The following is a 13,853-nucleotide window of genomic DNA, read 5'->3' as shown; positions in this document are numbered from 1 at the left end:
ATTGAACGATCCATGCCGGCGGACGGCGTGCATCCCACCGCCATCCCGGGCATGTGGCTGGCCCGCATGTCGCAGCCCAGCCCGCCGGTGCACGGCGTGCACGAGGCGGCCGTCTGCATCATCGCTCAGGGCCGCAAGCAGGTGATGCTGGGCGAAGAGGTCTATGTCTATGACCACGCCCGGTTCCTGGTGGTCTCGGTCGATGTGCCCGTGGTCGGCCAGGTCATCGAGGCCAGCGAAGACGCGCCCTATCTCTGCGTGCGGCTCGACATCGACCCGCGCCGGCTGAACGAACTGATCCTGGAGATCGACCCCGGCCCGGTCCGCAACGCCCCGGCGCCCGGCATGGCGCTGAGCGAGACGACGCCGGAGCTGCTCGACGCGACGGTGCGGCTCGTCCGCCTGCTGGAGACGCCGGGCGATATCCCTGTCCTCGCGCCGCTGATCCAGCGCGAGATCCTCTACCGGCTGCTGCGCACCGACCAGGGCCCGCGCCTACGCGAGATCGCCGCCTGCGAAAGCCGGCTGGGCCAGGTCTCCCGCGCCATCCACTGGCTGAGGACCAACTATCACCTGCCGTTCCGGATGGAGACGCTGGCCTCCGAGGCGCGGATGAGCCCTTCGGCCCTGCACCAGCACTTCAAGGCCGTCACGGCGATGAGCCCGCTGCAGTATCAGAAGCAGCTGCGCCTGCAGGAGGCCCGCCGGTTGATCCTGGCCCAGGGCCTGGACGCGGCCACCGCCGGGCACAACGTCGGCTACGACAGCCCCTCGCAGTTCAGCCGCGAATACGCCCGGCTGTTCGGCGCTCCACCGCTGCGCGACGCCACGCGGCTGCGGGCTCGGCCGGAACTCGTCAGGACTGCGTGACGGCGCCTTCCTCCAGGGAGCCTTCAGGGGCGACGCCGGCGGCCGCGTCGTAGACGGCCTGGTCGAGAATGCCTTCCTGCTTGGCCACCAGGGTCGGCACCAGGGCCTGGCCGGCGACGTTCACGGCCGTGCGGCCCATGTCGAGGATCGGGTCGATGGCCAGCAGCAGGCCCGCGCCTTCCAGCGGCAAGCCAAGGGTCGACAGGGTCAGGGTCAGCATGACCGTCGCGCCCGTCAGGCCGGCCGTGGCGGCCGAGCCCAGCACCGAGACGGCGACGATCAGGGCATAGTCGGCCACGCCCAGCGGCAGGTGGTAGAACTGGGCGATGAAGATCGCCGACAGGGCCGGATAGATGGCCGCGCAGCCGTCCATCTTGGTGGTCGCGCCCAGGGGCACGGCGAAGGCGGCGTAGGCCCGCGGCACGCCCAGGCCCGCCTCGGTCACCGTCTCGGTCACCGGCAGGGTGCCGATCGACGAGCGCGAGACGAACGCTAGCTGGATCGCCGGCCAGGCGCTGGCGAAGAACTTCAGCGGGTTGAGGCCGTGCGCGGTCAGCAGGATCGGATAGACGACGAACAGCACCAGGCCGAGGCCGATATAGATCGCGCCGGTGAAGGCGCCGAGTTGGCCCAGCGTCGTCCAGCCGTACTGGGCGACGGCGTTGCCGAGCAGGCCCACGGTGCCGATCGGCGTCAGGCGGATCACCCAGCCCAGCACCTTGCGCACGACCGCCAGGGCCGAGGCGTTGAAGGCCAGGAAGCCTTCGCCGGCCGGACCCACGCGCAGGGCGGCGATGCCGGCGGCCAGCGAGATGACCAGGATCTGCAACACGTTGAACGACAGCGAGGTGCTGGCGCCGCTGTCGCCGACCTTGGTCGAGGCGTTCAGGCCCAGGATGTTGGACGGGATGAGCCCGGTCAGGAAGTCGAGCCACGAGCCGTTGGTGCGCGGCGCGGCGGCGGTCGCGGCGTCGAGCACGGCGTGCGCGCCCGGCTTCAGCACGACGCCGAGGGTGATGCCGATGGCAACGGCGATCAGGGCGGTGATCGCGAACCACAGCAGGGTCTTCCAGACCAGGCGCGCGGCGTTCTGCAGTTCGCGCAGGTTGGCGATGCTGGCGACGATGGCCGTGAACACCAGAGGCGGCACCAGCACGCGCAGAAGCTGAATGAAGATCGAACCGACCTGATGCAGGACCTCGGCCAGGGCGTGACCCGCCTGCCCTTCCTCGACGCCCAGCCGGCGCGCGAGCAGGCCAAGGCCCAGTCCGGCGAGCATGCCGACCAGCACCTGGACGCCGAAGCCGCTGATGAAGCGGCTGGAGGGGGCGGTCGCCTGGGCCATGGGTTGTTTCCTGCTCATAAGAGACGGCTCACACCGCCCCAAAACTCATAAAACATCGGATGCCGGGTCGCTGCGTATGCAGACACGCCGGAAATCTGGAATTTTCCTGCTCGCGCATATGAAGCGCGCGGTCGAACCAGTTTTTGTGCGATCGGGCGCCAGCCAAGCTGCAAGAGGGCGCGGCGGCGGCATGTCGCATGGTAAACCCCGATCGCGCCCCCTAGGCTGGAAGCGCTTCCTCCTCCCGTCCGCTTACCCTCGGAGCCGCCATGAGCACCTCCTTCCTGATCGGCGCGATCATCGGCTCCGCCTTGTTCATCGTCCTGGGCCGCGCGCCCGCCGAGAAGCTGCTGGCGGTGATCCAGGCCCGCATCGGCAAGCGCTGAGCGCCACGCCAAGAAGTTCCGTTCCTCGCCCCATGTTTTCGCGGGGCCACACACGCGATCGTGTCGGAACGAAGTCTTGATCAGCGCCTTTCTTCTGCATCGGACGCGCCAAGGCGCGCCAGGAAATGTTCAGGAGGCGCTCATGTCCATTCTCGCCTGGATCGTTCTGGGTCTCGTGGCCGGCTTCATCGCCAGCAAACTCGTAAGCCGCACTGGCGGTAGTCTGCTTGTCGACCTGGTGCTCGGCATCGTCGGCGCTCTGGTCGGCGGCTTCGTGTTCAACCAGTTCGGCGCTTCGGGCGTCTCGGGCTTCAATCTCTACAGCCTGCTGGTGGCGACCGTCGGCGCGGTGATCGTTCTGGCCATCTACCACCTGCTGGCCGGACGCCGCGCACTCTAGTCGCGACCACCCCGTCGAACGAAAGACGCCCTCGGCCATCCGGCCGGGGGCGTTTTATTTGCGTGTCGGCAGGGCGTCGTCAGTGGGTCTTCTCGCCGCCGAGCTCTTCCATCAGCTCGGCCTTGCGGGCTTCGAGCCGCTCGCCCATTGCCTCGAGGTCCTCGTCGCCCTGCTTGGCCTGGGCGAACACGCCGCCGGGCTGCTCCTCTTCCTTGACGTGGTGCTTGATGTACTCGCCCAGCACCTTGACCTTGGCGTCGTAGAACTCCTCGGACGGCCGCATCGCCTCGATCTCGGCGATCAGCTTCTTGGCCCCGTCGTGCTCGACATAGGCTTCGTCCAGCAGGTCGTCCTCCACCTCGCCGCGGCTTTCCGGATAGAGGATCTCCTCCTCGATCTGGGTGTGGACCTTGAGGGCCAGAGCGATCTTGTTGAACAGCGCCAGCTTCTCGGCGTCGCTTTCCAGCTGCTCGTACTCGTCGAACATCGCCTCGACCTCGCGATGGTCGGCCTTCAGCAGGCGGATCGCCAGAGGATCGCGACGGCCGGTGCGGCGCGTGCGGCGGGCCGAGGCGGACTTGGACTTGGCTTTCGAGGTGGACTTGGCGGCTGCGGCCATGTGGCGTCTCCCTGAGTGTTCAGCTTCCCCGACTGGTCATTCAAACCCTCGCGCCGACACGGACGTTCCGTGCGAACATTTCTCAATATCTTCCGTCGGATAGCCGACGCTGATTGATCCTGCTGGCCAGATGTCTACCGGTGTCATATTCCTTGGCGAAACGATCCGGGGAGGACGCGGGCCATGACCATTTCCAGTTTCGCCAGGCGGCTCGCCCTGGCGGCCACGGCCCTGACCGTCCTGGTCGGGGCCGCGCCGCTGCGTCTGACCGTGGCCGTCGACGGCAAGGCCGATCACCGGACCCTGCAGGCCGCGATCGACGCCCTGCCCGACGGCGGCGGCGAGATCGACATCGCGCCGGGGACCTATCGCGAGAAGCTGTCGATCCCGCGAAACGGCGTGCGGCTGGTCGGCAAGGGCAAGCGGCCGCAGGACGTGGTGCTGGTCTATGGCGACGCCTCGGCGACGGTCGGCGGGACGCTGAAATCCTCCTCGGTGACGGTGTCGGGCGACGATTTCCTGGCCCGCAACCTGTCCATCCAGAACGACTATCATCTCAAGAAAGCCCAGCCCTCGCAGGCCGTGGCCCTGGCTCTGATGGGCGACCGGGCTCAGCTCTACAAGGTGCGCCTTCTGGGCGCGCAGGACACGCTCTACGCCGCCAGCCGCAAGGGCAGGCCGCCGAGCCGGCAGTACTTCCGCGACTGCTACATCGAGGGCCACGTCGATTTCATCTTCGGCGACAGCAAGGCCGTCTTCGACCGCTGCACGATCCACGGGATCGCCAACGCCACGGTGATGATCACCGCCCAGAGCAAGAACGCGCCAGAGCAGGACAGCGGCTACGTCTTCGACCGCTGCACGATCACCGCCGACCCGAAGGTGGGCGAACTCTGGCTGGGCCGGGCTTGGCGGCCCTATGCGACCGTCGTGTTCCTGCGCACGAAGATCGACGCTGATTTGCAGCCCAAGGGCTGGCGGGAATGGACGCCGGGCAAGACCGAGACCTTCAAGACGGCCTACTACGCCGAATACGCCTCGACCGGGCGCGGAGCGGACCCCGCCGCGCGCGAGCCGACCGCCCACGCCCTGGACGCGAAGACGGCGGAGCGCTGGGCGCCCCGCCGCTTTCTGTCGGGTCCGGACGGGTGGAGGCCCGGCCGGTTCTGATAGAGCGACCTACTCGGCCGCGGCCGGAGCCAGTTCGTCCTGGACGAACAGCGCCGGCGCCGGCTTGCGGGCCGACCAGCCGAAGGCGGCGATGACCAGGTAGCAGACGGCCGGCAGCAGGAAGGCCAGGCCCAGGCCGTAATGGTCGCCCAGCCAGCCGGTGGCCGGCGGAACCAGGGCGCCGCCGACGATGGCCATGCACAGCAGGCCCGAGGCCTGCGGCGTGCGGTGGCCCATCCCCTCGATGCCGAGGGTGAAGATGGTCGGGAACATGATCGAGTTGAAGAAGCCGATGGCGATCAGGGCGTAGCCGGCCTGCGGGCCGACGCTGAAGGCCGAGACCAGGATCAGCACGATGGCGGCCAGCGAGGCGATCGCCAGCACCTTGCCCGGCGACACCTTGGCCAGGACGAACGAGCCGACCAGGCGGCCGACCATGGCGCCGCCCCAGTAGAAGGCGACCATGCTTCCGGCCTTGGCCAGCGTCAGGCCCAGGGTGTTGGACTGGGTCAGGTAGCTGGTCATGTAGGTGCCGATCGACACCTCGGCGCCGACATAGACGAAGATGCAAAGCACGGCGAAGGCCAGGCGCTTGTACTTCAGCATGCCCAGCATCTCGCCGACGCCGACGGCCTTCTCGGCCTGCGGGGCGGAGGTGTTCTTGCGCAGCAGCCAGAACAGCACGGCCAGGGCCAGCAGCACGCCGGCGATGATCAGGTAGGGCGTCTGCACGGCCTGGGCCTGGGAATGGCGCACGGCCGCCAGCTGGACGGCGGTCAGGGTGGCCGGGTCCGGGGCCTTCTCGATGTGGCTGAGGATCAGGGCCGAGCCGACGAAGGGCGCCAGGAAGGTGCCGAACGAGTTCAGGAACTGCGCGAAGGTCAGGCGGGCCGAGGCGGTCTCGCTCTTGCCGAGGATAGCGACCAGCGGGTTGGCGGCGACCTGCAGGATGGTGATGCCCGAGGCCAGCACGAACAGGGCGGCCAGGAAGCCTTCATAGACGCCGGCGTTGGCGGCGGGGGCGAACATCAGGCAGCCGACCATCATGACCAGCAGGCCGACGACGACGGTGCGCAGATAACCGACCTTGGCCAGCAGGAAGCTCGCCGGCAGCGAGACGACGGCGTAGCCGATGAAGAAGGCGAACTGGGTCAGGCCCGCTTCGAAGTTGGTCAGCGAGAACAGCGACTTCAGCGCCGGGGCCACGAGGTCGACCAGGCAGGTCGAGAAGCCCCAGGCGAAGAAGAGAAGAATCACGAAGGGCAGCAGAGCCGCCCCTTTTCCGTCCGCGCCGCCGTTCACCGGGGCCGCGCCGCCCATGCCTGCCATCTGTTTTCACTCCCCATGTCCGTCTTCGCGGGACGCCGTAGTCGCCCCGAACGTGACAACGTTGTCAACCTCTAAGCCCGTTTCTTCCTGTTGGGACCGGTATCAAGCGGAACCGCAGGGCCAGCTTCGCCGTTCAGCCGAAAGCTGGGAGAACGGGCATGTCTTCGATCGTCGTCGTGGTGTCGTGCGGGATCGTGGCGATGGTCGCCGCGATCGGCCTGGCCGACGCCTTCGTGCATCTGGCCTGCTGGGGCGCGCGGAACCTGAAGCGGCCGGAGTAAGCGGGTCCTTCTTCCCTTGCGGGAGAAGGTGGCGGCCGTTTTGCGAGGAACCTCCCCCTGTGGGGGAGGCGATCGCGCAGCGATCGGAGGGGGGAGTTGGCGCGAGAATGGCCAACGCCTCGAAAACTGAAAACGGCCCCCCACCGGCCTTCGGCCGCCTCCCCCAGAGGGGGAGGTTCCCGGACGCGCGGCTTTACGCTCACGCGGTGAACCGCTGAGTTGATCGGAGAGGGCGCGGGGCGTCCGGGCCTCGCCCGGAGCTGTGAGTTTGAATACCGTTTCGACGAGACAGAACGCCCCGCGCGATCGTTGTGCCTCAGGCCGGGGCGCGCGGGCCTTTTCCGCCCTTCACCCCTTCCCCACGCAAGGCTCCCCCGTTCATGCGGCCAGAAGTGCGTCAGGGCGCGAACCCTTGGACGGGCGGGAGCCTATTGGGCGGACCCCCGATGGATGGGTTTACGTCCCCCACCCTCATTTAAGCCTTCAGGCCCGGCTCTCGCCGCTCCTTCAGCCCCGCTCGATCGCATCCACGTCGCACGCTTCGGGCCGGATCCTTGCGCCCTCTCCCTGCGACGGGACAGCTCTGATTATGCAGCGGGTTTCAGCGCGTCTGATCCGGAGCGCTGAGAAAGTTTTAAGGGGTTGGATTGGTTGGGGTTTGATCCGAGATCGCCGGGGATTGAGGGCGCTCTATCCCCGTCAACGATCCTTCTCCCCTTGCGGGAGAAGGTGGCGGCCGAAGGCCGACGGATGAGGGGTCTCTCAGACTTGAGACGCTCCGCCCGGCCTGACCGCTGTACGCGGCTTTGATTTTTGAGAGACCCCTCACCCGACCTGCTTCGCAGGCCACCCTCTCCCGCAAGGGGAGAGGGATCAGGCGGCTCTGCTTACGCGGGGATTTTACGGGAGGGGGAATGGGGCGAGCTCAGCCCCACCCCAGGCAGAAGAAACCTTGGGGCTACGCCGCCACCCTCACCGGCGCCAGGACGCGGGCCAGGACGTTGGCGGCGGCGGAGAGGCCGGTGCGGATGGACTGGTCGTCGGCGCTGTCGCCGTGGGTTCCGGCGCGGCCGGCCAGGTGCAGGCCGGCGAAGTGGAGCCGCAGGTCCAGGCCGATCATCTTCAGATGCTCGTCGCAGCACTCGTCGTGGATCGGGTGGACCTTGCGCTGGCGCACGACCTGGGCGTCGCGGGCCGAGCCCGGCGCGATCAGGCCAAGGCGCGCGGCCTCGGCGACGGCCTGGGCGATCAAGGCGCCGTCGTCGGAGACCCAGGTGGCGTCGCCTTCGAAGCAATAGTAGTCGAGCGCCAGAGCGCCCCCGTCGAGACCGCGGGCGCGGGCCGCCTTGATCTGCGGATCGTGGATCTCGGCAAGCGCCGGGGCGCGGCGGCGGCCAGGCTTGGCGGCGAAGGCGACGGTGACCTGGTCGCGATACATCAGCTCGCAGGCGTGGAAGAGGCTGATCGGCGTGGGCGACAGCGCGCCCATCAGCTCGCGCAGCGGCATGGTCGAGATCACTTGATCGGCGGTGAAGGCCTGGGTCGCCCCCTCCCCGGTTTCAGCCGTGACGGTCCAGACGCCGGTGGCGCGGTCGCGGCGCAGGCCGGTGGCCTTGAGGCCCAGCTGGATCTCGCCGCCGGCGGCGCGAATGACCTGGGCGCAGGCGTCCCACAGCTGGCCCGTACCCAGGCGCGGAAGAGAGCCGGTTTCGGACTGGAAGCTGGGACAGGCCGGCTGGGCCGGGGTCTCTTCCGGACGCAGCGCCCAGAGCTTGTGGGCGTAGTCGCCCAGGCGGCGGGCGACGCGACGGCCGAAGCGGCGGGTCAGCCACTCGCTCAGCGTCTTGGAATTGGCGATCGGGCGCAGCCTGGCGGTCAGCAGCGCGCCGATGGCGGCGCCGGGACGGCCGCGGGCCGCCCGCTCGCCTTCGAGACGCATGGCGCTGGGGGCCTCGACCAGGTCGTTCGGCAGCAGGGCCGTCCAGAAGGCGCGGATGGCCGGATCGGCCGAGCTCAGCCGGCGGCCGGAGACGTCGAGGCGGAAGCCATCGAAGGAAAGGGTGCGGGCGGCGCCGCCGATCGCGTCGGCGTCGATCACGGTCACCGTGCGGCCGGCGCAGGCCAGGGCGTGAGCGGCCGAAAGCCCGGCGGGCCCGGCCCCGATCACCAGCGTCTCGACGTGTTCGCCCATCTTGGCCTCCCCGAATTCAGGCTTCGAGGATCGGACGGCAAGGTTAAGAACGTTGTTTAGATTTGGGCCGGCGAAGGGTTTTGCGGCCGCTTGGGACGCTATGTCGCGGCGCCGACTTCCCGCGCCGCCCGGTGGGCGGCGTAGGCGGCGAAGCTCCAGGCCGACAGCCATGCGACGGCGGGGATCCAATTCAATATCAGCTGCATCACGGAGCCCGAAAACAGCTGGCCGCGGTTGGTGATGATCACGGTCGCCAGGAGGGTCGCCGTGTTGGCGTAGGCCAGGGTCGCCAGGCTGGCCACGGTCCAGCGCTTGCGCCGCCAGAGACCGACCGCGATCAGCAGCATCAACGGCAGCAGGATGGTCGACTCGAGACGTCCGCCCCGCAAGGCGTCGAAGGCCTGAAACGAAGCAAGCGCCGCCAACGCCATCAAGGCCAAGATACGCCACATGTTCGCCCCCGCGTCCTGTTCGCCATGGGGTTTAGGTCGCGCCGGCGCATCGACGCAAGCGTCCGGCCAGGCCGACCCTGACGTCGCGACTGTCACAAAAGTTTCACAGAGGGGCTTGAACGGCCGGCTCTTCCGTGGTTCCGCTCCGGCCAATGACGCGGATGCTCCCGATACGGACGTCCGCGTTTTTCGTTGCCGCGCTTCGAACAAGAGGATGAAGCGACCATGCTGGGTTTGTTCCGGGCGATCATGCCGAAGGAAGACCGGTTCTTCGACCTTTTCTCGCAGCACGCCCAGACGCTGGTGGCGGGCTCAAAGGCGCTGAGCGACCTGATGAGCGGCGCCGACAGCATCGAGGCGGCCACCCAGCGGGTGAACCTGCACGAGGAAGAGGCCGACGAGATCACCCGCCAGGTGATGCAGGCCGTCCGCCGCAGCTTCATCACCCCCTTCGATCGTAGTGACATCCAGGACCTGACGACGTCGCTGGACGACGCCATCGACCAGATGCGCAAGACCGCCAAGGTGGTCAGCCTGTTCGAGGTCAAGACCTTCGAGCCGCAGATGAAGGCGATGGCGCAGATCATCGTCCAGGCCGCCGACCTGACGGCCGAGGCCGTGTCGCTGCTGCCCAAGATGCGCAACAACGCCCAGCGCCTGAGCGACCTGGCCGTGAAGATCACCCAGATCGAGGAACAGGCCGACCAGATGTACGACCTGGGCCGCAAGGAGCTGTTCCTGGCCCACCGCGACGCCGACCCGATGGCCTTCATCGTCGGCATCGACATCTACAGCCACCTGGAAAAGGTGGTCGACCGCTTCGAGGACGTGGCCAACCGCATCAGCGGCATCGTGGTCGAGCAGGTCTAAGAGGCCCGCCCCGTGGACCCGACCCTTCTCATCCTGGTGTTCCTGGTCGTCGTCGCCCTGGCGTTCGACTTCCTGAACGGCCTGCACGACGCGGCCAACTCGATCGCCACCATCGTCTCCACCCGCGTGCTGTCGGCCAAGTGGGCGGTGATCTGGGCGGCGTTCTTCAACTTCATCGCCTTCATGTTCTTCGGCACCAGCGTGGCCAAGATGGTCGGCTCGGGCATCGTCGATCCGCACATCATCAGCGACCGCCTGATCTTCGGCGCCCTGGGCGGCGCGATCAGCTGGAACCTGCTGACCTGGTGGGCGGGCATCCCCTCCTCCAGCTCGCACGCCCTAATCGGCGGGCTGGTCGGCGCGTCGGTCGCCAAGGTCGGAGGCCTGGGCGCCATCCAATGGGCGGGCCTGGGCAAGACCGCGGCCGGCATCGTGGTGTCGCCGACCTTCGGCTTCGTGCTGGCCCTGATCCTGGTGCTGATCGTCTCCTGGACCTTCGTGAAGACCTCGCCGTTCTTCGCCGACCGGGTGTTCCGCAAGCTGCAGTTCGTTTCGGCCGCGCTCTACAGCCTGGGCCATGGCGGCAACGACGCGCAGAAGACCATGGGCATCATCGCCGCCCTGCTGTTCGCCCACGGCGCCACGCACCAGCCGGGGCACATCCCGTTCTGGGTGGTGCTGGCCTGCCAGACGGCGATGGGGCTGGGCACGCTGTTCGGCGGCTGGCGGATCGTGCACACCATGGGCAGCAAGATCACCCGCCTGACGCCGATGCAGGGTTTCTGCGCGGAGACCGGCGGCGCGATCACTTTGTTCCTCGCCACGCACATCGGCGTTCCTGTATCGACGACTCACACCATCACGGGCGCTATTGTGGGCGTCGGCGCTTCGCGCCGGGTCTCGGCGGTGCGCTGGGGTGTGGCCAAGAACATCGTCGTGGCCTGGGTCATCACGCTTCCGGCGGCGGCCCTGACGGCGGCGCTGTTCTATTATCTCGGGTTCTGGATGAAGTGACGGACGGGACGGTCAAGCAGACCGGCGGAAGCCAAGGGAGCGGCAAGGGCGGCGGCAAGCGTCGCCAGGTCGCCGCCCTGCCCTGGCGCGGCGACGGCGCCGGGCTGGAGATTCTGCTCGTCTCGTCGCGCGAGACCCGCCGCTGGGTGATCCCCAAGGGCTGGCCGATGAAGGACAAGGCCGATCCCCAGGCCGCGGCCCAGGAAGCCTACGAGGAAGCCGGGCTGGACGGTCGGATCGCGCCGGCGGCCTTCGGCGAATACGAATATCTCAAGCGGCTGAAGAGCGGCGCGGCCCGGCTGGTCAAGGTCGACGTCTATCCGATGCAGGTCACGGGCGAGCACGCGACCTGGCCGGAAAAGGGCCAGCGGACCCTCAAGTGGATGAGCCCGGTCGAGGCCGCCCTGGCCGTGCAGGAGCCGGAGCTGCGCGACCTGATCGCCCGCTTCGCCGGCGTGGAGCTGCCCGCCGAAGAGCGCCCCGAGCCCGACCAGGCCCCGACGCCTGTCCAGGTGGCGTTTGGCCGTCTGCGCCGGCGGGTCACCGCCCTCTGGGGACGCGCGCGCCGACAGCGTTAAGGCTGTGGACAATCTGTTGATCGACGCATAATGTTCCCATTATGTTCCAATTGGTCGCGCCATGCAGCTATCCCTGAACCTCGCCTGCTCGCCCCTCGAAGGCGTGCGCGACGCCCTGCTCGAGGCCTTCGGCCCGCAGCGCCCCAAGGCGCGGATGGATCCGGTCTCGCAGCTGGTGAAATCGTCGATCAGCCATCGCACGCTGGATGCGGTGTCGTGGGCGGCGTTCCTGCGGCTGCAGGGCGCGTTCCGGAACTGGGAGGATCTGGCGCGAGCCGAGCCCGATGCGGTGCTCGACCTGATCGCGGACGTGCAGTTCGCGCAGGACAAGGCCCGGCGGCTGCCGCTGGCGCTGCGGATGATCGAGGCGCGGGTCGGCTGGCTGTCGCTCAGCCACCTGCGCAATCAAACTGTCGAGCAGGCCCGGCACGAGCTGCGCGCCCTGCCCGGCGTCGGCCAGAAGGTCGCCGCCAGCGTGCTCAACTTCAGCACCCTGGCCATGCGCGACCTGGTGGTCGACAGCCACGTGCACCGCACCGCACAGCGCCTGGGCCTGGTCGGTCCCGGCGATCCGACGCACAGCTACCATGGCCTGATGGCGCTGGTTCCCGACAGCTGGACGGCCGACGACCTCTTCGAACTGCACTGCCTGATGAAGCACGGCCTGGGCCAGATGCTGTGCCCGCACGACGCGCCCCGGTGCGGGGCCTGTCCGCTGAAGGCGCAGTGCCGGCGCGTCGGCGTCGAGGGCGCGCAGGTGCTGGCCTGGCGGCCGCAGGGCTGAAACCGACGGGCCGGGCCTTCAGCTCGTCTTGGCGGCCGGCTTGGCTCCGGCGGCGGCTTCCTTGGCGTTGATCTGGTCGAGCAGCTTCTGGGCGGCCGTGGCGAAACCGCCGCCGTGCGGGTTGTTGGCCGCCGGTTCGAGGAAGTAGCGGGCTTCCTCGTAGGCGCCGGCCTCCATGAAGGTCTGGCCGGCGGTCATGCGCAGGGTCGGCTGCTGGGGCGCCAGTTCGACGGCGCGGGCCACGACGTTCAGCGTGTTCTCGGTCGGTTTGCCGACGCCGCGCTGGGTGCGGCCATAACCATAGAGGGTCAGGTAGTTGTCGGGGTCGAGCTTGTTGGCCCGGCCGAGATAGACCGCCGCCTCGTTCAACAGGGCGCGCGCCTGGGCCGGGGCCTTCTCGGAGCGATAGATGCGGCTGAAGGCGGCCAGTTGCAGGGCTTCCAGGTCGTCGGGCTTCTCGGCCAGCAGCCGTTCCAGGATCGCCTCGCCAGCGTCGCGATCGCCCAGATGCACCTCGGCCCGGGCCAGCGCCGTGCGGCTGAAGCGTTCGGTGGGGCGCTTGGCGGCCTGGGTGCGCACCCTGGCCAGCACCTTGTCCTTGTCCGTGGGAACGAAGCGCTTGAGCAGCTGGACGTCGAGCAGCAGGTCGTCGGCCCCGGCCGGCATGGCCGTCACCGTGATCGGCGGCGTCGGCGGGCCGTCGCGGGTCATCTCCACGCCCATCAGGCGGGTGTTCATGTAGCTCTTGAGCTTGCTCTCCAGGCCTCTGGCGTCGTCGCCATAGACCTCGGTCCAGGCCTTCATCGGATCCTGACCGTCGCGGTAGCGGTCGAGATAGGCGCCCAGCTTCTGGCGCCGCTCGGCGTTGCTCCAGACGTAATGGGTCAGCAGCCAGGCCTGGCCGTAGAACACGCCAACGCTCTGCTCGTCGATCTGGCGGCGATTGCTGCTCAGCAGCTTGTCCGCCGATAGCCAGGAGCGCTGGCGCAGCGAGAAGGCCCGCAGGTTGTTGGGGCCGCCGACGAACACCCGCTTGGGCTTGAGGTCGATGGTCGAATAGTACTCGGGCAGGCCTTCCGAGAGCCAGGCCGGATAGCCGTCGGGGAAGTACTGCATGATGAAGTGGTGCACATATTCGTGCAGCACGACGTTGTCGCCGACGGTCAGGTCGAGGGTGCTGTAGTCGCCGACGCCCTTGACGGCGACGATGAAGATCTCCTGCAGAGACGGGGTGTAGATGCCGGCGGCGCGGTCGGAGCCGGGAAACACCCTCTGCAGCTGCTCGTTGTCGCGAACCAGATAGACCGGCAGCTTGCGCCCGGCCGGCGCGTCCTGCTTGCCGTGGAAGCGGCGCAGGACGCCGTCGAAGTCTTCCAGCATCAGGGCGTATTCGCGCGCCTCGCGCTCGCCGTCGGCGGAATAGACGACGAAGTGGGGACTTTCGGCGCGCACCCAGCGGCCGGTGGGTTCCTGGGCCTGGGCTCCGGCGGCCAACAGCCAGGCCGACGCCGTCCCGGCCGTGATCACGGCCCGCCTGTCGATACGCACTCACGCCCCCTAAACG

14 protein-coding genes are annotated in these 13,853 nt (G+C 68.3%); 8 read left to right on the top strand and 6 right to left on the bottom strand.

The window, feature by feature from the left end:
* Positions 1-12: 12 nt before the first annotated feature.
* On the top strand, positions 13-870 hold the full coding sequence (locus tag AC1RRS_RS11915; RefSeq protein ID WP_492855352.1) for an AraC family transcriptional regulator: 858 nt from the start codon (positions 13-15) through the stop codon (positions 868-870).
* On the opposite strand, the gene AC1RRS_RS11910 is transcribed toward AC1RRS_RS11915, so the two are convergent.
* Complete coding sequence (locus AC1RRS_RS11910; RefSeq protein ID WP_492855351.1) at positions 857-2,215, bottom strand: dicarboxylate/amino acid:cation symporter; 1,359 nt, start codon at positions 2,213-2,215, stop codon at positions 857-859. The genes AC1RRS_RS11915 and AC1RRS_RS11910 overlap by 14 nt on opposite strands.
* Positions 2,216-2,743: 528 nt before the next feature.
* On the opposite strand from AC1RRS_RS11910, the gene AC1RRS_RS11905 reads away from it, so the two are divergent.
* Positions 2,744-3,001 (top strand): GlsB/YeaQ/YmgE family stress response membrane protein, encoded by a 258-nt coding sequence (locus tag AC1RRS_RS11905; RefSeq protein ID WP_487289288.1) that lies wholly within the window; start codon positions 2,744-2,746, stop codon positions 2,999-3,001.
* A gap of 79 nt (positions 3,002-3,080) precedes the next feature.
* Here the strand turns inward: AC1RRS_RS11905 and AC1RRS_RS11900 are convergent, their stop codons facing one another.
* Complete coding sequence (locus AC1RRS_RS11900) at positions 3,081-3,620, bottom strand: hemerythrin domain-containing protein (RefSeq protein ID WP_492855350.1); 540 nt, start codon at positions 3,618-3,620, stop codon at positions 3,081-3,083.
* Between the two features lie 183 nt (positions 3,621-3,803).
* Between AC1RRS_RS11900 and AC1RRS_RS11895 the strand changes: the two genes are divergently transcribed.
* Complete coding sequence (locus AC1RRS_RS11895; protein ID WP_492855349.1) at positions 3,804-4,790, top strand: pectinesterase family protein; 987 nt, start codon at positions 3,804-3,806, stop codon at positions 4,788-4,790.
* A gap of 9 nt (positions 4,791-4,799) precedes the next feature.
* Here the strand turns inward: AC1RRS_RS11895 and AC1RRS_RS11890 are convergent, their stop codons facing one another.
* Positions 4,800-6,119 (bottom strand): sugar MFS transporter, encoded by a 1,320-nt coding sequence (locus AC1RRS_RS11890; RefSeq protein ID WP_487289283.1) that lies wholly within the window; start codon positions 6,117-6,119, stop codon positions 4,800-4,802.
* 158 nt (positions 6,120-6,277) lie between these two features.
* Here AC1RRS_RS11890 and AC1RRS_RS11885 point away from each other — a divergent pair, with 158 nt between their 5' ends.
* The gene (locus AC1RRS_RS11885; RefSeq protein ID WP_487289282.1) at positions 6,278-6,400 is read left to right on the top strand and encodes a hypothetical protein; all 123 of its coding nucleotides are present in this window, start codon (positions 6,278-6,280) and stop codon (positions 6,398-6,400) included.
* 958 nt (positions 6,401-7,358) lie between these two features.
* Here the strand turns inward: AC1RRS_RS11885 and AC1RRS_RS11880 are convergent.
* Together AC1RRS_RS11880 and AC1RRS_RS11875 are read right to left on the bottom strand one after the other, a co-directional pair.
* Entirely contained in the window at positions 7,359-8,591 is a 1,233-nt protein-coding gene (locus AC1RRS_RS11880) for an FAD-dependent oxidoreductase (RefSeq protein WP_492855348.1), read from the bottom strand.
* A 98-nt stretch (positions 8,592-8,689) separates the two neighbouring features.
* Positions 8,690-9,043 (bottom strand): hypothetical protein, encoded by a 354-nt coding sequence (locus AC1RRS_RS11875; protein WP_492855347.1) that lies wholly within the window; start codon positions 9,041-9,043, stop codon positions 8,690-8,692.
* A gap of 225 nt (positions 9,044-9,268) precedes the next feature.
* Here AC1RRS_RS11875 and AC1RRS_RS11870 point away from each other — a divergent pair, with 225 nt between their 5' ends.
* From AC1RRS_RS11870 to AC1RRS_RS11855, 4 genes are all read left to right on the top strand, one after another.
* Positions 9,269-9,913, top strand: coding sequence for a DUF47 domain-containing protein (locus tag AC1RRS_RS11870; protein WP_492855346.1), 645 nt, complete (start codon positions 9,269-9,271; stop codon positions 9,911-9,913).
* Between the two features lie 12 nt (positions 9,914-9,925).
* Positions 9,926-10,927 carry an inorganic phosphate transporter gene (locus tag AC1RRS_RS11865; RefSeq protein ID WP_110122037.1) on the top strand — a complete coding sequence of 334 codons (1,002 nt, stop codon included), beginning with the start codon at positions 9,926-9,928 and terminating at the stop codon, positions 10,925-10,927.
* The gene (locus AC1RRS_RS11860; RefSeq protein ID WP_492855345.1) at positions 10,924-11,505 is read left to right on the top strand and encodes an NUDIX hydrolase; all 582 of its coding nucleotides are present in this window, start codon (positions 10,924-10,926) and stop codon (positions 11,503-11,505) included. The genes AC1RRS_RS11865 and AC1RRS_RS11860 overlap by 4 nt, the downstream gene beginning before the upstream one ends.
* A gap of 61 nt (positions 11,506-11,566) precedes the next feature.
* Positions 11,567-12,289, top strand: coding sequence for an endonuclease III domain-containing protein (locus AC1RRS_RS11855; RefSeq protein ID WP_492855344.1), 723 nt, complete (start codon positions 11,567-11,569; stop codon positions 12,287-12,289).
* Between the two features lie 18 nt (positions 12,290-12,307).
* Here the strand turns inward: AC1RRS_RS11855 and AC1RRS_RS11850 are convergent, their stop codons facing one another.
* Complete coding sequence (locus tag AC1RRS_RS11850) at positions 12,308-13,837, bottom strand: DUF1570 domain-containing protein (protein ID WP_492855343.1); 1,530 nt, start codon at positions 13,835-13,837, stop codon at positions 12,308-12,310.
* Positions 13,838-13,853: the final 16 nt, after the last annotated feature.

Source organism: Caulobacter sp. GW821-FHT12A07 (genome assembly GCF_058807655.1).
Note: the sequence above shows the minus strand (reverse complement) of the source record. Positions and strands in the feature narration are given on the sequence as shown.